This is a genomic window from Methanolobus sp. WCC1, from assembly GCF_045690315.1.
In the GTDB taxonomy this organism is placed as follows: domain Archaea; phylum Halobacteriota; class Methanosarcinia; order Methanosarcinales; family Methanosarcinaceae; genus Methanolobus; species Methanolobus tindarius.
Genome location: NZ_CP146979.1, coordinates 1,190,721 through 1,215,965 on the forward strand (window position 1 = coordinate 1,190,721; position 25,245 = coordinate 1,215,965).

Consider the following 25,245-nt stretch of genomic DNA (forward strand, 5'->3'; position numbering starts at 1 on the left):
TCATTAGGTGGAATGCACATGACAAAGAAAATGAAATTATCACAGCTCAGTGATATTTTGCAGGACCTCGATGTGGAGTCACTTGAAGGTGTGACCATCGAAGGTGACATCGAGCTTAATATCACAGGCGGTGGAGGTCTTAATCCTGCACTCGCTTATGCACTGGGAAATGAGATCTCCCAGATATCCCTGCACATGGCCAACATCGGAAGGATGCTTGGATTCCCTGCTGAACAGTTGTTCGCATCTGCTTTCGGAATGGGAGAGATGCCACAGCCAGAAGCACTTCCAACTTCTCCGAAGATACAGGAACTCCTTGCTTCCAAATTTGAGGTTGCAAAGGTAGACAACTGGAAGAACCCAATACAGGAAGTAACACTTGGTGCAACATCAGGTGACGGTGGAACGAGAAAGAGCACCGTGACCATTGGTGGAGAGAACGCACTTCCATATTACTTCGATGCAGAAATGCCACACAGAAACTACGTCACAATGGACGTTTTCGACATGCCAATAGGTATGGCTAAGGCAGTAAAAGGCAACTACGAGGATGTTATCAACGACCCTGCAGAATGGGCAAAGAAGGTCGTGCGTGACTTTAACGCAGATATGGTAACAATTCACTTAATTTCAACTGACCCGCTCATCAACGACACTCCTGCAAAGGAAGCAGCAAAGGTTGTCGAGGATGTTCTTCAGGCAGTTGACGTACCAATCGTTATCGGTGGTTCAGGCAACCCTGAGAAGGACCCTGAAGTACTCGAGAAGGCAGCAGAAGTTGCAGAAGGAGAAAGAGTACTCCTTGCATCCGCAAGTCTGAACCTTGACTATGAGAGGATTGCAAAGGCAGCCATGGACTACGGACACAATGTACTTTCCTGGACACAGCTTGAGATCAACGCTCAGAAAGAGCTTAACAGGAAGCTTATGAAGCAGTGTAATGTCCCAAGAGAAAGAATTGTAATGGACCCAACCACAGCAGCACTTGGTTATGGTCTTGACTACGCTTACACTAACATGGAGCGTATAAGACTTGCAGGTCTTATGGGCGACGACGAACTGACATTCCCAATGTCATCCGGTACCACCAACGCATGGGGTGCTCGTGAGGCATGGATGGTCTCATCCCCGCTTAACCAGGACTCTGACTGGGGACCAAGGGAGTACCGTGGACCTATCTGGGAAATTGTCACAGGTCTTGCACTCTCACTTGCAGGTAACGATATGTTCATGATGATGCACCCAACATCTGTACAGGTGCTCAAGGAAATTACACAGACACTCTACGGTTCCATCGAGTCCGAAGAGATAGACATCACCAATTGGATTGGAGCGGAGGTGTGATAAATGAAAATTAACAGTCCACTGGAAGCTTACAAATTCCTGCCAGCTACTAACTGTGGTGAATGTGGTGAAGCTACGTGTATGGCTTTTGCAGCACACCTTATCGACAGGTCACACAAACTTACTGACTGTAAGCCAATCCTTGAAGCTAAATTCAAGAAGAAGTACGAAGAGCTCGATGCACTCCTTGCTCCTGAGATCAGGGAAGTTGAGATTGGTGTCGGTGACAAGATAGCAAAGATAGGTGGAGACGATGTTCTCTACAGGCACAAGCTTACATTCTTCAACCAGACACAGTTTGCATATGATGTAACTGACAGCATGGATGAGAAGGACCTCGTGGAGAGGGTAAAATACATCCAGGACTTCAAGAAGTTCTATGTAGGAAACTTCCTCACCGTAGACATGATTGCAGTACGTTGCACATCCAAAGACCCTGCTAAGTTTGCAGCAGCAGTTAAGAAGGTAGTTGAGACAACAGACCTGCCAATCATTCTCTGTTCATTTGATCCTGCAGTCTTAAAGGCTGGTCTTGAAGTTTCAAAGGACAGGAACCCACTGCTCTACGCAGCAAACAAGGACAACTGGAAGGAAGTCGGGGATCTCGCACTTGAGTACGATGTACCTGTAACACTCTTTGCACCAGATGACCTTGACATGCTCAAGACACTGGCAAAGACATTTGCAGAAATGGGTACTGAGAAACTTGTACTCGATCCGGGAACATTCCCAACCGGCAAGCAGCTCAAACAGACACTTACCAATTTCCTCAAGGTTCGCAGGGCTGGAATTGACGGTGACCGCGAGATCGCTTACCCAATTATGGCAGTTCCATTCACAGCATGGATGGCACACGATGACCCTGTAAGCGCATCTTACTGGGAAACAGTGGTTGCTTCAGTATTCACCATCAAGTACGGTGACATAATGATCCTCCACAGCACAGAGCCATATGCAATGCTGCCTGAACTGCACATCCGTGACACAATCTATACTGACCCAAGAAAGCCGGTCACAGTAGATCCGGGTATGTACAAGGTAGGAGAACCAACCGCAGATTCACCAGTTCTCGTTACAACCAACTTTGCTCGCACATACTACACAGTAGAGAGTGATATCGCATCCAACAAGATCGACTGTTTCCTCTGGGCAATTGATACCGACGGTATCGGTGTAGAGGCTGCAGTAGCCGGTGGGCAGCTTACCGCCGAGAAGATCAAGAAGGGAATCGAGGATTCCGGATTCGATCTGAAGAATGACACAAGCCACAACACTGTTGTCATCCCCGGACTTGCAGCACGTCTGCAGGGTGATGTGGAAGATGCAACAGGTGCTAATGTGATGGTAGGTCCTGCAGATTCCGGTAGGATCCCTGGCTGGATGGAAAAGAACTGGCCACCACAGAAGAAATAATCTGATCTCTTAAACTTTGAGATGCTATGATTTTTGCATAGCATCTTTAATTTACTTTTTTGGCTATTTTTGTCGCTTTTTACTATTTTTGTTTTATCTGAAAAGATATTTCTGAACAAAAAATTATTATATTATTTGAATATCGTTAATCTGGGATAAAATGGACTTGATAGTAAGAACTCACAATAGCATGGAACTTACACGTAATGGAATGCATTGTGTCATTATGGGTGACATTGTGGATGTGAAAGACGAGCATATTGAAAAAATGGCAGAATGGGCAAACTGTTTGTGGGATTATTCTAAAATCAGTATGTGGAAAAAATCGGAATCAATGAGTCCTGGATATTTTATCCGTGATAGTGATGAAGGACAATACAAAGTTCATGTTCTTGATGATAACCAAAAATCGGATGTATTTGGCGGAAGTCGTAATGATAGTCCACAAAAGATTGGTAATTGGGATAAAAAAGAGCTGCTTGCTTACGTGGATTGGTTCATAGAATAATATAAATTGACTGCGGTTTTATTCAGTATTAAAATCCGCAATCATCTATTAATATTTCCTGAAAATACTCATTGTTAAGATCTGCAGTTATTTTTGATTCAAGGTAGTTCAGGAATTCGCATTTCCCTGTTTTCTGGAAAATAATGCAGCTTGTACAGTATATTTTTTTGTTTTCTTCAGAATACCCAAGTTCCTCTATCATACACATGCTTTTACTCCATCATCGTTTATTCTGATTGTTACCAGATCTTTTGCGGAAGTAATCCTTCCGCAATCCTTACAGTAGTAGAATACATTTGATCCTATCAGCTGTCTCTTAAGTTCGGTATTGCAAAATTCACAGCACAGACTTTCTTCTATTTTCATGTTTCTCCCACGCTTAAAATTGGCAAATATGGTCTATATGTCTGCTTTATTTTGCACCCATTCCACCTATCATGAAACGTGCAAACTCTATGTCTTCCTCATCCATATTGTTTCTATACTGACCGTTTTTTATCAGCTTGAGACCGGCTTCTGATGCGCCTATTGTGGAATTTGCATATATTTCCATACACTTTTTTATATTTTTCATTTATTCTCTCCTTTTTTCTTTTCTCAAACTCTAATACTCCATGCACAGATATATACAAGATGCATATAATCTATTTATATCTGTAAAATATATATAGATATTTGTGTTTTGGGTACTTTTTGTTTCTAACAAATTGGGAGCTTCATTAATTGCGTTTTTAAGGATATTTTATTATTTGTGCTGTCTCTGTTATTGAATAATTAGTCTGTTTTACATCAACACATGTTTAATATATTTATTATTATGTATTCTAATATATAAAATACATGGTCTGTCCACATAACTGAAGTATGTATAAATATGTTAGATTGTAAACCATATACTGGAGAAGAATTTATGAGCCAAGTTTTTTTCAAAGCTGCAGAGGACATCGGTCCTATGAATACCCAGATAGATCAGGTAACTAACCTGTTTCCGGAAATATCGCCAGTTTCCGAAGGTGATATTGTTGCCATAAAAATACATCCCGGAGAACTTGGAAACACGACTTATGTTCGCCCCGTGATAGTAAAGACAGTTGTGGATCTTGTAAAAAAAGCAGGCGGCATTCCGTTTGTCACCGACACTACTGTACTCTATCCCAGCAAGAGATTCAATGGTGTAGATGTTCTTAATACGGCTGCTACTAATGGTTTTTCCCTGGGGACTATGGGTGCTCCATTTATCTGTGCTGATGGTATTCATGGCGATGATTCAGTTTATGTTGATATAGGCGGGGAAGTTATTGACAGTATTACAGTTGCATCAGCAATAGCAAGTGCAGATTCTATGATCGTGATATCCCATTGCAAAGGACATCCTGCATCAGGTTTTGGTGCGGCTGTCAAGAACTTGGGGATGGGTTGCCTGGACAAGGCAGGAAAGACTGCGGTCCATAAAGTAGCAAGACCTTCTATAGATGTCGATAAATGTGTAGGCTGCAGAAAATGTGTTGATGTCTGTCCATGGGATGCTCTTTCCGTAGTAGACGGAAAAGCAATTGTGGATCATGATTTGTGTCGTGGAGAATTAGCATGTTTTGCCAGTTGCAATTTTGGTGCCATTGTCCCTCCTGCAGATTCTCCGGTACGGATGCAGGAAAAACTTGGTGAAGCAGCTTATGGTCCCATCAAACTACTCCCAGGCAAGATAGGATATATTAACTGGATATTTGATCTCACTCCCGGATGTGACTGCTTTAATTTCTCATCTCCTGCATTTGCCGGGGATGTTGGAATTGCAGCATCTAAGGATCCGGTAGCTCTTGATAAAGCCAGTCTTGATCTTGTTAATGAAAGGATGAAGCATGATGGTGGAGGCTGTGTCAACAACGTGTGGGGAATAGACCCTATGATACATCTGGAATTTGCTGAGAAAATAGGTGCCGGAAGAATGAATTATGAATTGATACGTAATTAATTTAGATTCATGATTGTGAATCAGGATTTTACCTAATGTTCCCGGAACATAATTATATCTGAGCGAAAACAATATTTAACTAAGCATGGTATCAGAGCCGATGAACAATATCGTATGCCCAAAATGCGGAAAATCCACTACAAAGCTATTCCAAGGTCACTGTAAGGAGTGTTTTCTGGAAAATTTCACTCTTGCTGAAATAGCACCTGTAATGCATGCGAAGTTATGTCCTACTTGTGGGGCCCGCAATGTAAAGAATAAATGGGTAGACCATGGCAGTCTCGAAGAGATAGTAATACGTGCTGTAGAGGATGCACTTTTTGTGCATGAAATGGCAGAGGATATAGAGGTATATATTGAGCCAAGGGCACAGACTCCTTACCTTTACAAAGTTCATATTGAAGTTGATGCTTTATTGCTTGATGAGATGTTCCATCAGGAACTTAAAACAGAAGTCCGGGTAATCCGTGAGTCATGCGATATGTGTAGCAGAATATCAGGTGGCTATTTCGAGGCCATACTACAGATACGTGCCACCAACCGTATTCCATCTGACGAAGAGAAACAGGAATGTATCAATATAGCAGGTTCTGTCCTTGAAAGGTTGATTAATAAGGGTGACAGGCTTGCATTCATATCCAGTTCCCTGGAACTTAAGGAAGGTACTGATCTTTACGTTGGCTCTTCTAATGCAGCAAGACATATCTGCAAGGAAATAACTTCTCATCTGGGTGGAAGTTTTTCCGAGTCAGCTTCTTTGCAGGGAATGAAAGATGGAAAGGATATCTATCGCATAACTTTTTCGTTACGCCTGCCGGAATTTATGCCTCAGGATATTATTGATCACAAAGGAAGGATCATTGAGATTAGGAAGTTCTCAAAAAATGTAACCGGAATAGATGTTGAAACCGGAGCTCGTTTTACAGCTACTCCTGAAGAAATTAATGGTGCAACACTTATTGCAAAGAGAAAGGATCTTCCAAAAACAATGCTAGTTGCAATAGAAAATGAAGACCTGATGGTGCTTGATCCGGATACTTATGAAACAGTGACAGTCAGGAAACCTGTATTGTTCTCTGCAGATCCGGGAACTGAAATACCTGTTGTTAAGACTGAAAAAGGTCTCCTTGCTATTGCTGACCTTTAATTATCTGGTCTGTGGAATTATGATGAACATACTAGTAATTGGTTTTAGCACCCGTAATATTGTTTGTTCGGGTTTCAGGGCCGGATACAACATGTATGCGATTGATGCTTTTTGTGACCATGACCTGCAGCAATGTGCAAAAGGTTTTGTAAAACTGGATATTGGTGAAGGTTTTGATGCAAGTAAAATCAGGCTTGATGAAATTACAGGGCTAATAGAAGGATTTGGCGTTGATTTTGATGCTATAATTCCGGGTTCAGGTTTTGAAACCATAGGTTTTGAAAGACTTCCATACTGGATTCTTGGAAATGATCCACGGATAATGGCAGAAGTATCTGACAAACATCTATTTTCTATTTTTCTGAAAAATAGAAGGATAGCTCATCCCGAAACCGTGCTTCTCCAAGATATTGGAATGCTGGAGTTTCCGGTAATGGTAAAACCTGCATCTTCAGGTGGCGGAATATTCAACATGAAAGTTAAGAGTCCGGAAGATCTTTTGCTTCTGGGAACAAAGTTGAATGAAGCTGGGATGCCGCCTGGTAAGAGCAAGATAATAGCACAGGAATTTGTTGAAGGTATTCCGGCAAGTGTTTCGGTTTTATCTACAAAGGACAGGGCTGTTGCAATCGCTGTGAATGAACAGCTTATTGGTACGTCCTGGCTTACTGAAATGCCGTTTGCATATTGCGGTAATATAACTCCGTTTGAAACTCCGCATGCATCGGAAATGAAACATATTGCTGAAAATATGATACTTGAATTAGGACTTGTGGGTTCCAATGGTGTTGATTTTATAATTACGGATGATGGGCCTGTTGTGATCGAAGTGAATGCACGTTTCCAGGGTAGTCTTGACTCGGTTGAAATGGCAACGGGCATCAATCTTCTGGATGCACATTTGAAGGCATTTGAAGGAATTATTGAGATGTCTTCTGAAATAAAAGACGAAAAAGAAAATAGCAGTAAAAATAAGTATGCTGGGCGAGGCATTTTATATTCGGACAGGAAAATGTTAATGACTGAAACTGTTCGGGATATGCTGCTTGAAATAAATGTATGTGATGTTCCGGTTGCAGGTCAGGCTATTGGAACTGATGAACCTGTTATATCTGTGTTGAGTTCGGGAAAAAGTCGTGATGAAGTTATCTGTAAGATGAAAGATAGCGTCATGTTTATACGTGAATCATTGAATTTACTTGAATCCTGAATAATGACTTTAAACAGGTATTGATGTTTTGTATCGGACAGAATTCCCAAGCAAAGGTTAATATTTAAGTAAATTGCATTAAACATGCACATCATGAGGTGAAATTTTTTGATAGATTTGAATGATCCGGTTGTCAGAGGTTATCTCGTCCGGCTGGTGGGTGAAGATGGACTGCAGATGGTAGAGAACATGCCCGAGGGCGAAGTTACCGATGAACAGATTGCAGAAGCCACTGGTATTCTTTTGAACATAGTCCGAAGAACCCTTTTTATCCTTAATGAAAACAAGCTTGCAATATGCAGGCGTGAGCGTGATTCCAGTAGTGGGTGGCTTACTTACCTCTGGACACTTGATATGACCGATATTGGACCTCAGCTTCTTAAAGAGAAGAAAAGACTTGTAAAGAACCTCAAGTCCAGAGTTGAGTTTGAAGAGGAAAATGTTTTCTATGGTTGTCCTGAAGGTTGCATCCGCCTGAATTTTAATGAAGCTACTGAATGTGAATTCCTTTGCCCTTACTGCGGCGAGGATATGATGTATGAGGACAATGCTGAATTTATCAATAAGATTGAAAAGCGTCTTGCATTCCTTGGCAAAGAAAAATGATCTCCAGGGAAGCTGCTCTTAATATTTTGAAAGAATCTGGATGCAATGATAAAGTTATAGCTCATTGCATTGCAGTTTCAGGTGTTGCTCTGGAACTTGCAGCCGGGATGAAATCTCAGGGAAAGGAGCTTGATCTTTATCTTGTGGAAATAGGAGGTCTTCTTCACGACCTTGGCAGAGCCCAGAGCCATGGAATTGATCATGCTATCCTAGGTGTTGAACTTGCAAAGTCTTACGGTCTTGAAACTGAAATACAGGAAATAATCAAAAGACATGTAGGTGCAGGAATCATGCGGGATGAAGCAAGGGATTTGCATCTTCCGGATGATGATTACATTCCTGTAACTCTGGAACAGAAGATTGTGGCTCATGCTGATAACCTTTTAGTGGGTACTAAAAGGATCTCCATTGAAAAGCGTATGCATAAAATGGAAAAGAAAGGGATGAACAGGGAAAGCATCAATCGTGTGAAGGCACTTGCTGAGGAAATTGGAATTATACTTGGCAAGGGATAAATATATATATAAAAATTGCTAATGGATAACTGATGCATGTCATGCATTGTACATTTTTCAATTTATTTTCTCATTTTTGTATGAGGTATAATTAATGGTTAATGATAAACATTACAAAGGTACAACCACTGTAGGGATAGTTTGCAAAGACGGTGTTGTTCTTGCAACCGAACAGCGTGCAACAATGGGGAATTTCATTGCAAGTAAAACTGCAAAGAAGGTATACCAGATTGATGACAGGGTTGCAATGACCATTGCAGGCTCCGTGGGAGATGCACAGCAGATCGTAAGGGTCATGAGTGTAGAGTCTAAGTTGTACAAAATGAGGCGAAAAGAGTCCATGACCATTAAGGGTCTCACAACACTCTTATCCAACATGCTCAGTGGACAGAGATACTATCCTTTGATGGTGCAGCTTCTTGTTGGTGGATATGACAAGAACGGACCTTCAATATATTCACTTGATGCCCTTGGTGGTAGTATAGAAGAAACAAAGGCTGTATCCACCGGCTCAGGTTCCCCGTTTGCATATGGTGTACTTGAGGACAGGTACAGAGAGAATATGTCCACAGAAGAAGGTGTTGAACTGGCTGTTAGAGCACTTCACAATGCAATGAAGAGAGACTCTGCATCCGGTGAGAACATTGATGTGGTTGTTATTAACGAAGATAAATATACAAGACTTGATATGGATGAAGTTAAGAAAATGAGGGAAGAATTCTAAATAGGTTCAATACTCCTTTAATTTTTCATTTAGCTAATATTTTAAATATAGTTCTTTTAACTATATCATTTTTCACTTTTTTATAAGGAAGGCTGTTTTAATGGCGGTAGAAGAAGTACTATCTGATCTGAAGAAGAAAATAGAAGAAAAATTACCTAGCGGTACTACTATTTCTAGTGTTGAGTTTGAAGGCCCCCAGTTAGTTGTTTACACAGAAGAGCCTAAAAAGTTTGCAGATAACGGTAATATTGTCAGGAACCTGGCAAAAGCACTGAGGACACGTATTGTTGTACGTCCTGATCCAAAGGTGCTTATGCCACCTGAGGAATCAATTGATAAAATATTAAAAACTGTTCCGGAAGAATCAGGTGTTTCCAATTATCACTTCGATCCTGATGTAGGTGAAGTGATAATAGAAGCTGAAAAGCCCGGTCTTGTAATTGGAAAACATGGAGAGACTCTCAGGGAGATAACTAAAAAGATAGGATGGACTCCTAAAGTTGTGAGAACTCCTCCTATAAAATCACGTACAGTACAAAACATACGTGAGTTCATGCGTACCAATCACAAAGAGAGAAAAGATATTCTCAAATCAGTTGGAAGAAAGATCCACAGGGGATGCACTTCCAAAGATGAGTGGGTACGAGTAACCTCTCTTGGTGGCGCAAAAGAAGTAGGAAGAAGCTGTTTTATTATATCAACTCCTGAATCACGCATAATGATAGATTGTGGTGTCAATGTCGGTTCTGATGACAACATGACTCCTTATCTCTATGTGCCAGAAGCATATCCAATCAACCAGATTGATGCTGTGGTACTGACACATGCTCACCTTGACCATCAGGGTCTTGTTCCACTTCTTTACAAGTATGGATTTGAAGGACCAATTTACTGCACCCCTCCAACAAGGGATCTCATGGCATTGTTGCAGCTTGACTACATTGATGTGGCTGCAAAGGAGGGCAAGAGGCCTCCTTACGCTTCAGCGGATGTCAGGGAAGGACTGAAACACACAATTGTTCTTGATTATGAGGAAGTGACAGACATTGCTCCTGATATCAAACTTACATTCCACAATGCAGGACACATTTTAGGTTCTGCGGTATCCCACTTCCATATTGGTGACGGTCTTCACAATGTTGTTGTCACAGGTGACTTCAAGTATGAGAAGACAAGACTTTTCGATGCAGCAGTTAACAGGTTCCCACGTGTTGAGAGTGTTATCATGGAATCCACATATGGAAACTCCAATGCAACACAGCCTTCACTTCAGGAAGCTGAACAAAACCTGCAGAACATTGTCAATTCCACACTGAAGAAGGATGGAATCGTTCTAATCCCTGCCTTTGCAGTAGGAAGAAGTCAGGAAGTAATGATAGTTCTTGAGGATGCAATACGTAAGGGAATCATACCAAATGTTCCTGTTTATCTGGACGGTATGATCTGGGAAGCAACTGCAATCCATGCAACATATCCTGAGTATCTTAATAATGACCTGCGTAAGCTTATTTTCCAGAAAGGTCAGAACCCATTCCTTTCAGAGTGTTTCAAGCCCGTAGATTCCAATGAACTGCGCCAGAAGATTATCGAGGAACCACATCCATGTGTAATTCTTTCCACATCAGGTATGATGAATGCAGGTCCGGTTATCGAGTATTTCAAAGCATTTGCTGAGAATGAGAATAACACACTTGTTTTCGTAGGTTATCAGGCTGATGGAACTCTTGGTAGAAGAATCCAGAAAGGATGGAAGGAAATTCCAATTTCTACAAGAGAAGGCACCCATGTTGTAAAAATGAACATGAACGTTGAGGTTGTTGACGGTTTCTCCGGTCACTCAGACAGGAGGCAGCTTATGTCTTATATCCAGAAGATGAAGCCACGTCCCGAAAGAGTCTACACCGAACATGGTGACGAGCGTTCATGCATAGACCTTGCAAGTTCCCTTCACAAAAAGAACAAGCTTGAGACAAAAGCACTTACAAACCTTGAAACAGTACGGTTGGTATAACCGTATCTGTTCTCTTTTTTAAATATGGGATATCAGATTTAATTGGACAGATTTGTAAAATTGACGTCTGTAGTATAAATGCGACTTTCGACATCACCATCATCATCAACTGTATATAGGTACGTAAAATTCATATCTTCCAAGTCTGTTACGTTATACCAGCATACTGGCATTACTGCGACTCCACAATATACAAATCTTACAGGCACCTGATTGATACCTCTCTTTTTTGCTTCGATGTCATAAATTTCATAAATCACATTCATTTCGGAGATTTCAGGCTCAACGTCACTTGCAATTTCTATATAACCACTTTTGATATTATAGCTTCTCATGATAGTTGTAGCATTTTCAATTATAGGTGAACCATTGTTCAAACTGAATTCATCCATTATTTCACCTACATTGTTCCTGTAGAGCCTTTGATCTTCACTCAAAGGGTATGGAAGCTTTCCATAACTTGCATAAACGTTTTCTTTATCGTTTTCTACTTGATCAAACACATATGCAACATGGTAAAAGATAAGTCCGTCATCACCATAACTGAGATTTGCAAGAGGCATGAGCATGGTTTCGTTGCCAATCTCTCCAAGAGCAAGTATTGATGCCATTCTCACTGTTTTCTCTTCTCCTTTGTCCAGAGAAATGTTAAGCAAGAGTTCAGAGGCCTGGTTATTTCCAATCGTTCCAAGGACTTTAATTGCATTTTTCCTTTTTTCGACTGGATTGCTATTATTGCTGGTCACCTGTATCAGGGATGAAATTGTATTCTCATCACCTTTTTGTGAAAGTTTTTCTATTGCAGTATTCTTTATACTCGCATTTTCATTGTCCAGATCATTTATCAAAGAATCCACAGAATTGTCTTCAATGCAGCCGGACAATATTAATAACAGAGTACACAAAATCAGTATGGTGGGATAAAATTTCATATAGGTATGGAAATACCTAAACTAAATAAACTTTTTGAGCAGAAACATTTTATTTTTTAAATCATGCACTATTGTCTTTTAAATCTGTCAGGTACTCAATAAGTTCAGAATGATTCCTAACTACAAAATCAGCTTCCTTAAGCTTAGATTCATCAAGATAAGTAGGAATTCCTACACAAAAGACGCCTGCATTCTTTGCTGATTCCACACCAAGAGGTGCATTTTCTACAACAAGACATTCATCTTTACTGAGTCCTAGTTTTGCAATTGCCTTTTCATAAGGCTCAGGGTCAGGCTTTCCATTTTCAACATCTTCTCCGGAAATAATAGCGTCAAATACTCCCGGATAGAACTTATCCATAAGTGATGTAACAATTGTCCTGTCGGCACCTGATGCAACTGCTAGTTTGAACTTGTTTTTAAGGGAACTGAGGCAGTCATACATACCTTCAAAAACTTCGGCACGGTTATTTTCAAGGAAATGTGCTCTTTTCTTTTCGAGTATTTCAGCATAAATCTCAGGCTCCGGTGTCCTTCCAGCTTTGCCAAAAAAGATGTTAATAACTCCTACATGATTTGAGCCTTCAATCTCATAGATGTCTTCCTCGGTAACTTCGATACCGTATTCTGCAAAAACTTCTACCCATGCCTTTGCATGAAATGGCATCGAGTTAACCAGAACTCCGTCGGAGTCGAAAATTATACCTTTAATCATGGGTCTTTCTTGAAGATGTTTTCTGATAAACGTTTTGGATATGTCATTCTTTTTTTAGTAATGTGCTTCACTTATTACAACACTTCTCTAACAGGTTCAAGAATATCATTCACGTATTGTGCAGCACAATTTTTCAAATCTACAGGGTGAAGTGTTTCGTTTAAAAAAGCAGATTCAAGTTCCTGATAATCTTTGAATGAGATCTCACCACCATATTTATCCGACCTGTAGATAATGACTTCATCATATCGAGGGAATATATGATACTTGAACAACTGAAGCACAGGATTGTCTTCAGTAACACCTGCTGGACAGTATGCTTTTTTAATCTTCTTTGAAATGGAATCTGCAGTATCATCTATGGATATGTAGTTATCATTAGAAGATGCCATTTTAGTGCCATCCAACCCCAGCAAAATTGGAATATGTATACATAAAGGTGCTTTGTATCCTAATCCCGGTAAACCTTCCCTTGCAAGCATGTGAATCTTTCTTTGATCAATTCCTCCAACGGCCACATCAATCCCCAGCATGGCAATATCAACAGCCTGCATCATAGGATACACCATCTGAGATACTTTCGGATCATCCATCTTGCGACCAACCTCATTCATGCTTCTTCTTGCCCTGTTAAGAGATGCAGTGCATGTTAGTTTCAGTACATTTAACGTATATTCAGGATCCAGCTGGAAATCAGTGCCATAAACAAATTTTGTCCTCTCAGGATCAAGGCCAAGTGCAATGAAGCAGCGCTTATTATAATCCGCGATTTCACGAACCTCTTCCATAGTTCCCTTTTGATTCATGTATGCGTGTAAGTCAGCCAGCAACACCGTAATCTCAAATCCGGTATTTTGAAGGTCCAACAGCTTATTCACAGTAAGAACATGACCCATATGAATTTTGCCACTTGGTTCATATCCAACATATGCTGTTGGATGTTCTTTTTCATTTAGTAGGCTTTCAAGTTCTTCTTCAGTTACTACTTCTTGTACATTTCTTTTAATCAGTTCCATTTTATCCATGTGTTCACCTTATAAACAATATTATAGCTTTAGAATGTTACATAATCGAAAAATCATCTGTAACTTCAAAAATGAAATGTTACTTTAATTTACCATGCTACTTCTTTTTCTTTATTTTCAAGATACTGTGATTCATTGTCTGCTCTGGACAGATAATCTCGCAGCGCCTGCAACTCGTACCAAGGCAGTGCTGACTATCGATATTGACGATCCTTGCACCGTTTTCCTCAATAATTTCCAGTGCATTCTCAGGGCATTCTTCAACACACTCCTGGCAAAGTATACATTTTTCCACCGGAGCTTCGAGTGTGATACCGATATCCTTCACAATATCCAGTCCAAGATAACCGACGTCATCGATATCCCTGGAAACCCTTCTTTCGATTTCAACTTTCTCAAGGTCCTGCGGGAACACGGGAATACCATACATTTCCAGCATCTGGGCATACATTTCACTAGGCATTCCCTGCTGCCATGTTGAGAGTTCGCAGACATAGATATCCTTAAAAGTCTCACTTGTTGCCATCATCAGGTGATCTGCATGTATCTTCTTTGCAACTGCAATGACCTCATCCAGTTTTGAAACATCGATGGCAAGCTTCCTTGCAAGTCCGATGGAAGTGTTACCGAACTGAATTATTCCCTTTGAAAAACCGGGAACAGAACCTATGTGTCGTGCTTTATCAGCATCAACATATGTGCCGGTTGCACCTGACATGTATGAGTATCTCAGATTCTCATATTTCAGGCCGGACTCGACCATGAGTGTCATATGGGCTGCGCGGATTGCGCCGATCGCCTTACCGACTTCCTCAACATCCGCATCGTTGATGACAATACCATCACCAAGTATCAGTTTTCCGTTGGGTAATTTTGGAAGTTTCTCAATAAGTCCTTCCTTGATAGCCAGTGCCATTGTGGAAATAACACCTGTACCAGTGATACCTTTTGGAGTAAGTTCACCTTCTTCAATGGTCTCCCCACTTACCGGATCAACAAGAGGACCTTTTCCGGGAGTCATTGTGTCATCAAGAACAGTGAGTCTCCAGTGCCCGTTCTCAACATTGATATCGCTGATAGCCCCCGGACCTGCAAGCATTCCACATGCAATTCCCTGTCCCTCGATTGCAGGACCGGCTGCTGCACTTGCAGTTATTATTCTCTCGCCGATCTTCAGCGCCATCTCAGCATTTGTTCCGTAATCAGTTACAAGACATGGTTCAGTCTGGTGGATGAAATCTGTCTCCAGCATCATTGCAAGGGCATCTGCACCAATCTCGTGTTTGATTGCCGGAGGAATTACTATCTCACAGTTATCCATTGGATAGATGTTTCTGAAAATCTCGTTTGCAGGGAAGATCCTTGCATCTCTTTTCACATCCTTAACACCAAGGGATTTCTGTTTGTTCTCACCTGCATACGCAAGATCCCTTATCTCCATGTTCTGGAAAAGTGAGAGCTGTATAGGATTACCGCAAACAGCTATACGCTGGATCTTTTCAGGTTCAACATCGAATTTTTCAAGTATCTCTTTCACAGTTTCGATGAAAAGCCTGTGGGCCACATCCGTTCCGGTGGTGATCGCAAAATCAAGGTGGTCCATCACATTTCCACCAGGAAGCGGGTGTCCCATTGTGATTACAGTCTTTACAGTTTCCTGTTTCTCAAGATCAATGAGCTGTGACCTGAAACCACTTGTTCCAAGGTCAAGGGAAATCACATACATTTTCTCAGCACTCCATTTCCAATTTAAACTTAGACTTCGATTTTAGACTTATACTTACAACTTTAATTCTGGATCACAGAATACAGCATAGAAGCCACTCCAATTACAAGAGGCTCCATAACAAGGTCAACGTGATACTTCTGTCCGATCTCAGGTGGAAGTCCGCAGGGAATTCCCGGGGTTGAGACAAGACATCTTTCTTCGATCATACCCTCTGATATTGTGTTTGCATTCGGTGTTGCCTCAAAGACCATTGAGAACTTCTTCCTGTCATCGCTACAATAGGGCTTGATTCCAAGTTCATCCACAGCCTTTTGCAGGAATTCCTTGTTTGGATCGCATGCGTAAACATTGAATCCCTTGTTCACAAGATGGCATGCTCCTGCATAACCAACCCTTCCGAGTCCGATAACAAGTATATCCTTTGAATTGGCTTCCTTGTATCTGGAAGCGATATCAGCGTAAATAACACCTGTTGCAACGTGGTTGCTTACTATTTTCTCATTCCTCAGATTGTGGGCTGTGAAAATGTGGTCATCTGCCATCATTATGATATCAGCACCCTGAGAAACTGCTTCATAGTAACCTGTGACATCAGGGTGTTCTGTTATGAAACCTTCAAAGCCGAAATACCGGACTATGAACAGGAGTGACGATGTGAAATTGCTGATAATACCATTGCCGGCAGTTATAGGAATGATCGCAACTTTTTCAGTACCGGGCTGTGTGCTGTAAAGTGCCTCGCATATACCTTTGATATCAAGACCAGTAACCCTTTTTGCGATCTCATCGTTCTCTTCAAGTTGCATTGAAAGATTCTCAAGGTCTTCCGGTGTTAAAAGTGCCATTTTCATTCCTCCTGTTCTCTGTTCATGAAATGACCGATGATCATTTCCATTCCATTCTGTCTTATCTTTTCAGTCTCTTCTCTGTCAGTTCCGTAACTTATGAGGGTGAAAACACTGTTCTTGTTCTCTCCTCTGGACTCGAATATTTCAAGTCCTTCTGAATTATGGAACTGCACGTATTCGTCTCCCTGTGAGAGCACATGCTCACCAACAGGTTTCAATTCTCCATTTTCAAGTAAAAGGTGCTCGTAAATGCAGTAGTTAGTCTCAGGAACCATGTCAGATTCCTGAACTTCTCCCAGAAACGCCTGCATGAGCATCTCAACAAGGTTGACCCCGGTAGAGTGATAAACGGCTGTGGGCGTCTGGCTCGGGAACCTTGCATCTATTTCCAGTACCTTAAGTCCCCTGGGGCTGTCTATTGCTTCAACGTCCATTATTCCCCGGAGATCGAGGTTCTTAGCAAGTTCATATGTGATCTTCCTGAACTCAGGATAATTATCAATAGGAGTAACCATGTGGCAGTCGTAGGTGCCATCGATATGAATCTTCGTTTCCTTTACAACTGCAAAGTTAGTTCCATCACCTATCACTTCAAGAGAAATAACATCACCCTCAACATATTCCTCAATGAGCATTGAAGGGTCAAGTCCTTCAAGATTCTTGTCATCATATATTATAGATGTCCCGATACTGCTGCTCTCACACGGAGGCTTCACAAAATATGGCGGGCTGGTGGGCTTGTCCGCAGGAGTCGGAATATTGATTGACTTGAAATAGTCCTTGGAACGCTTCTTGTCCATGCTGATGTGATAGGCATCAAAATCAAAGAGTACAGGACAAGCAAGCTCGTCCTTTATGCTCCTGAGAAATTCTATTGTTTCAAGGTTCTCGTTCACAGGGATTATAGCATCCACATTTTCTGAGAGTTGGATGAGCTTTTCAGGTTCTCTGACAACATCAAAGCAGTGAAAAATGTCAACAACCCTGCGTATGAGAGGCTTTTCCCTGCGGTCCACAAGCACTACATTCATGCCTGCCTTGTGTGCAAGGTAAGTGACCTCAAAACCCTGGAGCTTGCCACCAATTATACATATTGTTGTCATAGTGCAGCCACCGGGATTCTTACAGGAGTTACCTGCTGCTTTTCGATGATCCTGTTAAACTCATCCTGGCTTGCAGGTTCCATGCCCATGGACCTCAGGCGCTTGATGACGCTCTTTGAGTCCCTGTCCCTTTCCTCAAGTTCCCTGTCATAGTTGACAACGCCTTCAAGTGAGGAATCTGCGGATATGATGGATGTTACAACATTTGCACCTGCATTCAGGCGGTGGACCATGCCATCGATTCCTTCAAGGTCAAGGGATGCTGGTATGAGTTTATCAGGGAACATCAGTCTGAGTACTGAGATTATCTTCAGTTCGGAAAGGCTGGACTGCTGTGACACAAGTTCAAGAGGAGTTCCTTCCTGTGGAACAAAGGTCATGACACGGACCATGTCAGGCTGCCCCTTTTGCATTCCGCGAAGTGAGATTATGGTTGATTCAATATCATTTCCAACGCCGGTGAGGATTCCATCTTCAACGCAGTAACCTTTGGTTCTGGCAAATTCCCTGGCATGATTCCTTTCATCAAATGATTGTCCGACCCTCAGTTTCCGGTAGAGTTCTTCATCGTGTGTTTCCTGGTAAAGTGCAAGGAAATCGGCTCCACTTTCATGCAGCCTGCTGAGAGTCCTGTCATCCATGACTCCGGGAGAGATCATAATTGGAAGTCCTGTTTCTTCCTTTACTGCCCTTACGACATCAACGAACTTTTCAGGATTATTGTGGAAATAAGGATCCTCTCCCATGGTAAGATCTACCATGTGAATCTTCTCGTTCCTGATGGCTCTTGCTATGCTGCGTATCTCCTCAAGATCAAGGCGATAGCGCTGTATGTTGTTACACTTATTGTAATAGCAGAAGGCACAATTGTTCTTGCAGTGGGTTGAGAAGTAAACGAAGCTGTAGAGGAAGACCTTGTTCCCGAAATAATGATCTCTCACTTTTCTTGCAACGTATTGCAGCTTCTCTATGTCTTCTTCTTCTGTCAGGGAAAGGAGCTCTCTGAGGTTGTCGTCGGTGAGCTTCTTTCCGTTTATTATATTTTCAGCGATAATGTCAAGATCCCAGTAATTAATGTCCTTTATCATGGTTCCACCTCACAGGTTGATGCTTATTCCGTTGTAGTATGATTCTGATCTGGCTGCACGTTTGATGTTCTTGAAATCATGTTTTACTTTAAGCAGCCTTTCAAGACCAAAACCGGCTCCGATCCAGGGTTTGTCTACTCCCCAGTCCATGTCCATTGGGACCGGGCCTACGACGGCGGATGAGAGTTCCATATTCTTGTGCATCACATCGATGGTGTCACCATAGACCATGCAGCTGTCTGCAACGATCTCGAATTCAATTCCCAGGAAATCCAGGAGTTCCTTTATCAGGTACTCAAGCTCGTCCCTTGTGCAGTTGGATCCCATCTGGCAGAAATTGAGCATTGTGAATTCTTCAAGGTGGCTGTTTCCGTCAGATTCCTTACGGTAGCAGGGGCCAATCTCAAAAATCCTGACAGGATCAGGAAGCACATTATCGAACTTTCTCAGGTGGTTGTAGAGTCCGGGAGCAAGCATTGGTCGCAGGCACATGTTGTCTCCAACCCTGAATATCTGCTCTGAGAGCTTCTTGTCCTCACCAACTCCCATCCTTTCCATGTATTCGAATGGAATGAGAATTGGAGATTTTACTTCGAGGAAGCCCATATCCACGAAAAACTCTGTTATTGTTCTCTCAAGTTTTCCAAGCAGATTTTCACGGCTGTCTTCGTACATCTCCCTGATATCCTTCTTACGCTGGAGGGTCAGGGTGGATTCAAGTTCTGCAAAGGACCTTTTTTCCTTTGAGAATGATATCATTTCTCCGGGACCTAAAAGTGAGAGTATCCTGTTCTTTTGCAGAGGTGTGAACTCAGTTTTCTTTGACTTAGGTTGTGGTTGGGAAGATGTTTTCTTAGCCTTGGAATTATTACCAGGATTTGAAGGGCTGGAATCTCTTCTACTTGATTCGGGAAGTGATTTAGGGTTATTAGCACTAGTAGAATTAGTTCCAGCCTTTGGTTGATTATGAATGTTAGAAGGAGATACTTTTGCGATCCTGGCAACCTCTGCAACATCTAGATCAGTTTTATGATTCGTATTTTCAGGTTTCAGTCTGAAAGAGTGAACAATTTTTATCTCGTTTTCATCTTTTCTTGAGATATTCTTTGAGAATTCATTAATTCTGTCTTCTGACAGGCGACAGCGCTTGCAGGGTTTGTGGAACTTGTGAGTTCTAAGGGCTCTTGCAGAACTGCTGTTTCTGGAATTGCGTACAGTAATAATATCTCCACAATCCATTTCTATTCTAATGTACTTCTGTGATGTTTCGCACTTCTTCACTCCGTGAAGGCGTCCATTGCGTGACACCCATAATCCGCTTTTACCAATAAGTGTATCAAGTGGCTTTCTTTCCATGCTACCAGCTCCTGGAGTCTAAGCTTTTTTCCAATCAATTCCTAAAATCCCAGATATTCGAGTATCCAATTGTGGTTTTTGTTGGTGAGATGCATTGATTCACTTCCTTTAGGATCGCGTATTTGCTATTATCAATAATTTAAAAAGGAGTTAGGTTCGTAGAATTTCAAACTCTCTTGCCTAGGGCAAAGGAGTTGTGGAGGTGAAATTCTACAGGTGTTGTTTGCTTCATCAAGATGGATGTAGACCCTTTACATCAAAGGGAAGAAATCTTTTTTGCTGATTTCTGACTTAGCAATATTGAAGGAGGTATACCATTCGAACCTAACATTGTGTAGATATAATTCTCCAGGCAAAAATTTCACTACCCATATGAAGGATTCAACCTGGAGGAATTACCATTAATACGTGTGGTTTTTTGCCATCTCTATCATTGCCTGCAAGTTTTCAGTTGGGGTCTTGCTGACAGTACCACATCCTGGTGCAAGGAGACCTATTCCTGCATCAAGAATCTTCTTTGACTCTTCCTTGATAGCCTCAGGTGTCTTATTCCAAAGCATATTTACAGGATCAAGGTTTCCTACAATGACAGCCTTCTCAACTTTTGAAACTGCAGCAGCAGCATCAACATTTTGGTCAACACTAATAGCATCGACACCACATGTTTCCATGAGTGAAAGTCCCTTGGTGGTATCACCGCATACATGCAACACTACTGGAACGTCCATTTCATGCATTGCATCAACAATTCTTCTGTGGAATGGGACCACGAACTTCTCGTAAAATTCTGCACCTATCAACTGGTAACTTGCTGTAGGGTCAATGATGACCATTGTGTCAGCACCATTTTCGACCATCTTCTGTGCATATGCAACATTGAAATCTGTAACAAAGTCCATAAGAGCAAGGCCAAATTTCTCATTTGTCATGATAGCCATGAACCAATCATCACCATTGATATGCTGTGCAAGTGAGAATGGACCAATCATACTGCCCATGATAGGTAGATCACTGGCGTATTTATCCGCAAGCAGTTTTATTGCATCACACACTACGTTTATTCTGCCTTCGCTCATGTCGTAGTCTTTGAGTTTTTCGATGTCTTCAATGGTTTTTACTACATGTCCAACAACGGATGGCTGCTGTTCTTTTGTACCTTCTTTTATCTCACAGCCAAAAAACTCAGCTTCGGCAGTGATGTCAAAAGGTACACGTACAGCCTCAAATCCAACTACGGTGTGACCTGCTTCGGCTAGTGCAGCCATTTTTTCTGCATCACTGTTAGCCTCTGGCCAGAAAGCACCACAAGCTTCCATCTGCTCTACAGTGCCTGTTTGAGTTACACAAATAGCAGGCATCCGGTCTACAGGTTGACCTGTTAATGCACGAGCCAATCTTTCTTTAGGATTATATTCTGTCATGTATGATTTTCCTTTATTTTAATCGTAACTATTTTATGCAAATAGCAGCCCAGTAAGCTACAATTTATCGAAGTATCTAATAGTATAAAGGAAAAAGGATAATCACAATGAATAGAGAATATGCTTGTTTACATCTTAAAAGCAGGTACATATTACTTACATGATTATATGTCATCCATACGGTTGCAGACGATTCATCCTTTTACAGTAGGTCAATGCTAACTAAAAATCTAAATTTTTGTTGTTGTCTGATGAATGGCTTCGATACCTTCGCCATCAAAAAGTTCGAATTTAAATCTATTTGACATTTTTTTTACCTCCACAATTACAAAAATACATAGTTAACACTATACGGAAAATCAATGGTATAGTGCCACGTAATTGTACGAAACGCATTCTTGTAAGCTACTAATTAAACGAGATACCTAATGGTATATAGGAAAAAGGATTGTTAAAAAAACAGAAGATGACTTTGTTAATGAATATATTCATGATTTAGACTATATACGTAATTTCATGTTGTAACTTCTACTACATCAGATTCATGCTTTTACATATGGTCTGTGCTGCTTAGAATAAATATAATACAAAAGTTACTGACTTTGTGTTGAAAAATATGCTAAGTTGCTTTGGAATATGAATCAGAAATCTAGTTATAGTAAAATGAAAGGAAGTTAATAATGTAAAGACATGATTTAAGATTTAATAAAAGTAGCGAATATGAAAATTTGATTAAAACATCAAACCAAAATTGACAAGTTATGTATCTTTCCTGATAACCATCTTTCCAGTTTTAGATACTTATATCAAATATGGGGTGTTTTTACACCCCACAAAAAATCTAGTACTTTTGCTTTTAATTATTGTCTCTATATTTTTAATCGTGCTTCAGTTCATTAAGAGCAGGTTTGCAGTCACGAGTACACTCTAAAAGAGAATCTCCACTTTCCCAATACATTACAAAGGTACCAAGAACTGCAATCATCGCACCAAGAACAAGCCACCATGCAATTGGCGCTCCCATAAAGACATAAAGGCTCACCATGGCAAATGGAACATAGAGAGTTGAGACACTCAATCCACGACCTACTCCTATCAGAGGAAAGGACTTGTACAGTGCAATATAGCATAGTCCCAGTGACAAACCGGTAATTACAATCCAAATAAGGAAAGATGGACTGGATAATGTTGCTACTATGACCGTGGCCATTGTATCTATTCCAAAGACAAGCATTGAGATCGGCCAGAGTACAAAGATCCATAGGAGTGCTTCGGAGATAAAACGAACAACTAAACCGGTATCTGCATCTGTAATATCAAGTGCACGAGCTGCAACAGCTCCTTCCATACCCCATCCAATAGCTGACATTACTCCACCTACATAACCTATCCAAATGCCATCAGGAGCTGCTGGATTCATTATTTCAGCTAGCATCTGGGATGGGTTCCATATGAATATACCTCCAATAATAATCATACAGATTCCAGCCCATGCTCTTCTGGTAATATTTTCACCATACCACAATTTAGCTACTATTGCGCCTACCACACTGCAAAGAAGAGCAGCCGATGCAGCGAATGCAGCACCGATATATCCTACTGCTATAGTTGAACCAAATATTGCGATAGGTCCACCAAAAGCAGCAGCAAGCGCATACCATTTTGACACCTTAAAGAATAAAATAGTTCTTGGGAGGTCCGCAAGTTTACTTTGTCCACCTACCCATACAAATGTTAATACTACTGAGAATGTTATGGCCGTACAAGCCGTCATTATGATAGTTGCTACAAGATAACCTGAAGCTCCTTCTGGAAATATCATCCAGTCTCCAAATGGTGGAACTATCCATAACATTGAGAGAGACACATATCCAAGACCCCAGAGAACGGCACAGGTAAATGCCCATATAAAGCCCCATCTTACACGGCTTTTATTCTCATTTCTCATAACTTTTTCTAAGTCATCAACCATACCAACCATAATTTCTATCTCCTTCGATTAATAACGGATGACTAATTTAATCATCCAGATTTACTCATATTTTTCTGGTAAAAGTCCGTCCTATGTAGAGTGCCAGCAGATCAAGTAACAAGACCAAAGCAAGATATACATAGTCTGCACCTGCAAATGCCCATACACCATCTATATGAAACATATTAAGCCCCCAGAAGTTCATTGACACGTGCCTGTCCAAAATCAGTCAGACTGTACCTGTACAAAACTTTTCCTTTTGCAAAACGTTTCCCATCATCATCAGCAACATCTACAATACTGAATATGCCACCACATGAGAGCTCTGCCATCCAGAAACGAGCCATCCATTTCCAGTAATCGCCGGATTTCCCATATTCTGCAAGAAGCTTTGTGATTAGTTCATAATCCCAGGCTTCCTTTTGTTCTGAAAGAATCTGAACAAGTCTTGATTTCATAGGTAATTTTGCCATGCTCTGCCTCCATGCCTACAAAAACAAATTATTAACACTACACGGAAATTGAGGGTATAATGCTACTTTATTCTACAAATCGCATTCTTGTAAGCTACTAATTTAACGAGATACCTAATAGTATATAGGAAAAAGGATTGCTAAAAATGATTTTGTTAATGCATATGGTAGACCATGTCTGTACTTGCAGTTTATTCCTTCAAATACAATTGATTCATGCTTTTACAAGTAATATCTGCTGTCAAAAAATAAATATGAATAACAAAAAGCTGTTTTTATTATGAAAATTGGTTAAAACATTTATAGCAGGTTTTCTTGAAGCTTTAATAATATTTAAGCAATGCTGTGATGCTATGAAATTAAAGGAATATTTTCAAAATTATGATTTCAAAAATCAGAGTAAATATTTCAAAAAATAAGGAATTTCAACTTGAAAAGTAAAATTTCTGCTGTTTTTCAGTATATGTACACTTTACCATTCACATCTCTGTATAAAGTTCCTTAGTTTGGATCTTGATTACAATTTAACTTCCAAATATAAGCAGCTCTGCCCAGTATCAGGAATATTATAATCTTATTTGTTAAAAGTGGAGTGTGTTTTGTCAGACTCCACGATAACTCTCGTCCTTAATCGCAAATCAAGTATATTTCCTGCGAATCTATTTTTGCATTTGAATTATCATAAATAATAGAGGATGAGCCAACTTCATCCTCCAACTCCATTCATATTTTTCTGGTAAAAGTCCGTCCTATGTAGAGTGCCAGCAGATCAAGTAACAAGACCAAAGCAAGATACACATAGTCTGCACCTGCAAATGCCCATACACCATCTATATGAAACATTTTAAGCCCCCAGAAGTTCATTGACACGTGCCTGTCCAAAATCAGTCAGACTGTACCTGTACAAAACTTTTCCTTTTGCAAAACGTTTCCCATCATCAGCAGCAACATCCACAATACTGAATATGCCACCACATGAGAGCTCTGCCATCCAGAAACGAGCCATCCATTTCCAGTAATCACCGGATTTACCATATTCTGCAAGAAGCTTTGTGATTAGTTCATAATCCCATGCTTCCTTTTGTTCGGATAGAATCTGTACAAGTCTTGATTTCATAGGTAATTTTGTCATT

At 40.8% G+C, this 25,245-nt stretch carries 25 protein-coding genes; 10 read left to right on the top strand and 15 right to left on the bottom strand.

Going from position 1 to position 25,245, the window contains the following annotated elements:
* The first annotated feature begins 18 nt into the window (after positions 1–18).
* The 3 genes from cdhD to V7O61_RS05855 all read left to right on the top strand — a co-directional run bounded on the left by cdhD (position 19) and on the right by V7O61_RS05855 (position 3,265).
* The gene (cdhD, locus tag V7O61_RS05845) at positions 19–1,344 is read left to right on the top strand and encodes a CO dehydrogenase/acetyl-CoA synthase subunit delta (RefSeq protein WP_407282447.1); all 1,326 of its coding nucleotides are present in this window, start codon (positions 19–21) and stop codon (positions 1,342–1,344) included.
* Positions 1,345–1,347: 3 nt separating this feature from the next.
* Entirely contained in the window at positions 1,348–2,757 is a 1,410-nt protein-coding gene (gene acsC, locus V7O61_RS05850; RefSeq protein ID WP_407282446.1) for an acetyl-CoA decarbonylase/synthase complex subunit gamma, read from the top strand.
* A gap of 160 nt (positions 2,758–2,917) precedes the next feature.
* The gene (locus V7O61_RS05855; RefSeq protein ID WP_407282445.1) at positions 2,918–3,265 is read left to right on the top strand and encodes a hypothetical protein; all 348 of its coding nucleotides are present in this window, start codon (positions 2,918–2,920) and stop codon (positions 3,263–3,265) included.
* A gap of 28 nt (positions 3,266–3,293) precedes the next feature.
* On the opposite strand, the gene V7O61_RS05860 is transcribed toward V7O61_RS05855, so the two are convergent.
* Genes V7O61_RS05860 through V7O61_RS05870 form a run of 3 tightly spaced genes read right to left on the bottom strand, consistent with a single transcriptional unit; the run spans position 3,294 to position 3,839 of the window.
* Positions 3,294–3,467 carry a hypothetical protein gene (locus V7O61_RS05860; RefSeq protein ID WP_156916227.1) on the bottom strand — a complete coding sequence of 58 codons (174 nt, stop codon included), beginning with the start codon at positions 3,465–3,467 and terminating at the stop codon, positions 3,294–3,296.
* The gene (locus V7O61_RS05865) at positions 3,464–3,631 is read right to left on the bottom strand and encodes a hypothetical protein (RefSeq protein WP_023843985.1); all 168 of its coding nucleotides are present in this window, start codon (positions 3,629–3,631) and stop codon (positions 3,464–3,466) included. The genes V7O61_RS05860 and V7O61_RS05865 overlap by 4 nt, the downstream gene beginning before the upstream one ends.
* A 46-nt stretch (positions 3,632–3,677) precedes the next feature.
* The gene (locus V7O61_RS05870; RefSeq protein ID WP_023843984.1) at positions 3,678–3,839 is read right to left on the bottom strand and encodes a hypothetical protein; all 162 of its coding nucleotides are present in this window, start codon (positions 3,837–3,839) and stop codon (positions 3,678–3,680) included.
* Between the two features lie 336 nt (positions 3,840–4,175).
* Here V7O61_RS05870 and V7O61_RS05875 point away from each other — a divergent pair, with 336 nt between their 5' ends.
* The 7 genes from V7O61_RS05875 to V7O61_RS05905 all read left to right on the top strand — a co-directional run bounded on the left by V7O61_RS05875 (position 4,176) and on the right by V7O61_RS05905 (position 11,450).
* Positions 4,176–5,237, top strand: a complete 1,062-nt coding sequence (locus V7O61_RS05875) for a DUF362 domain-containing protein (protein WP_407282444.1) — start codon at positions 4,176–4,178, stop codon at positions 5,235–5,237.
* Positions 5,238–5,337: 100 nt separating this feature from the next.
* Complete coding sequence (locus V7O61_RS05880) at positions 5,338–6,384, top strand: 60S ribosomal export protein NMD3 (RefSeq protein WP_407282443.1); 1,047 nt, start codon at positions 5,338–5,340, stop codon at positions 6,382–6,384.
* Positions 6,385–6,403: 19 nt separating this feature from the next.
* Positions 6,404–7,594 carry an ATP-grasp domain-containing protein gene (locus tag V7O61_RS05885; RefSeq protein ID WP_407282442.1) on the top strand — a complete coding sequence of 397 codons (1,191 nt, stop codon included), beginning with the start codon at positions 6,404–6,406 and terminating at the stop codon, positions 7,592–7,594.
* Positions 7,595–7,702: 108 nt separating this feature from the next.
* Positions 7,703–8,200: a transcription initiation factor IIE, subunit alpha gene (locus V7O61_RS05890; protein WP_023843980.1), complete on the top strand. Its 498-nt coding sequence runs from the start codon at positions 7,703–7,705 to the stop codon at positions 8,198–8,200.
* Positions 8,197–8,715, top strand: a complete 519-nt coding sequence (locus tag V7O61_RS05895) for an HDIG domain-containing metalloprotein (protein WP_407282441.1) — start codon at positions 8,197–8,199, stop codon at positions 8,713–8,715. The genes V7O61_RS05890 and V7O61_RS05895 overlap by 4 nt, the downstream gene beginning before the upstream one ends.
* A gap of 94 nt (positions 8,716–8,809) precedes the next feature.
* Complete coding sequence (gene psmB / locus V7O61_RS05900) at positions 8,810–9,439, top strand: archaeal proteasome endopeptidase complex subunit beta (RefSeq protein ID WP_023843978.1); 630 nt, start codon at positions 8,810–8,812, stop codon at positions 9,437–9,439.
* 100 nt (positions 9,440–9,539) lie between these two features.
* Complete coding sequence (locus tag V7O61_RS05905) at positions 9,540–11,450, top strand: beta-CASP ribonuclease aCPSF1 (RefSeq protein ID WP_023843977.1); 1,911 nt, start codon at positions 9,540–9,542, stop codon at positions 11,448–11,450.
* A gap of 38 nt (positions 11,451–11,488) precedes the next feature.
* Here the strand turns inward: V7O61_RS05905 and V7O61_RS05910 are convergent, their stop codons facing one another.
* The 12 genes from V7O61_RS05910 to V7O61_RS05965 form a co-directional block, all read right to left on the bottom strand.
* Positions 11,489–12,382 (bottom strand): HEAT repeat domain-containing protein, encoded by an 894-nt coding sequence (locus V7O61_RS05910; RefSeq protein WP_407282440.1) that lies wholly within the window; start codon positions 12,380–12,382, stop codon positions 11,489–11,491.
* A gap of 61 nt (positions 12,383–12,443) precedes the next feature.
* Positions 12,444–13,097: an HAD family hydrolase gene (locus V7O61_RS05915; protein ID WP_407282439.1), complete on the bottom strand. Its 654-nt coding sequence runs from the start codon at positions 13,095–13,097 to the stop codon at positions 12,444–12,446.
* Between the two features lie 74 nt (positions 13,098–13,171).
* Positions 13,172–14,122, bottom strand: coding sequence for a tyrosine--tRNA ligase (locus V7O61_RS05920; RefSeq protein WP_091710855.1), 951 nt, complete (start codon positions 14,120–14,122; stop codon positions 13,172–13,174).
* Between the two features lie 97 nt (positions 14,123–14,219).
* Positions 14,220–15,848 carry a methylamine methyltransferase corrinoid protein reductive activase gene (locus tag V7O61_RS05925; protein ID WP_407282438.1) on the bottom strand — a complete coding sequence of 543 codons (1,629 nt, stop codon included), beginning with the start codon at positions 15,846–15,848 and terminating at the stop codon, positions 14,220–14,222.
* Between the two features lie 62 nt (positions 15,849–15,910).
* Positions 15,911–16,696, bottom strand: a complete 786-nt coding sequence (gene pylD, locus V7O61_RS05930) for a 3-methylornithyl-N6-L-lysine dehydrogenase PylD (protein WP_407282437.1) — start codon at positions 16,694–16,696, stop codon at positions 15,911–15,913.
* Positions 16,697–16,698: 2 nt separating this feature from the next.
* Positions 16,699–17,802: a 3-methylornithine--L-lysine ligase PylC gene (gene pylC / locus V7O61_RS05935; RefSeq protein ID WP_407282436.1), complete on the bottom strand. Its 1,104-nt coding sequence runs from the start codon at positions 17,800–17,802 to the stop codon at positions 16,699–16,701.
* Positions 17,799–18,890: a methylornithine synthase PylB gene (gene pylB, locus V7O61_RS05940; RefSeq protein WP_407282435.1), complete on the bottom strand. Its 1,092-nt coding sequence runs from the start codon at positions 18,888–18,890 to the stop codon at positions 17,799–17,801. The genes pylC and pylB overlap by 4 nt, the downstream gene beginning before the upstream one ends.
* 9 nt (positions 18,891–18,899) lie before the next feature.
* Entirely contained in the window at positions 18,900–20,246 is a 1,347-nt protein-coding gene (pylS, locus tag V7O61_RS05945; protein WP_407282434.1) for a pyrrolysine--tRNA(Pyl) ligase, read from the bottom strand.
* 401 nt (positions 20,247–20,647) lie between these two features.
* Positions 20,648–21,667 (bottom strand): methylcobamide:CoM methyltransferase MtbA, encoded by a 1,020-nt coding sequence (gene mtbA / locus V7O61_RS05950; RefSeq protein WP_091711075.1) that lies wholly within the window; start codon positions 21,665–21,667, stop codon positions 20,648–20,650.
* An 877-nt stretch (positions 21,668–22,544) separates the two neighbouring features.
* The gene (locus V7O61_RS05955) at positions 22,545–23,648 is read right to left on the bottom strand and encodes a hypothetical protein (RefSeq protein WP_091711076.1); all 1,104 of its coding nucleotides are present in this window, start codon (positions 23,646–23,648) and stop codon (positions 22,545–22,547) included.
* A gap of 176 nt (positions 23,649–23,824) precedes the next feature.
* Complete coding sequence (locus V7O61_RS05960) at positions 23,825–24,112, bottom strand: hypothetical protein (protein ID WP_407282433.1); 288 nt, start codon at positions 24,110–24,112, stop codon at positions 23,825–23,827.
* Between the two features lie 844 nt (positions 24,113–24,956).
* On the bottom strand, positions 24,957–25,244 hold the full coding sequence (locus V7O61_RS05965; RefSeq protein WP_091711078.1) for a hypothetical protein: 288 nt from the start codon (positions 25,242–25,244) through the stop codon (positions 24,957–24,959).
* Position 25,245 lies beyond the last annotated feature (1 nt).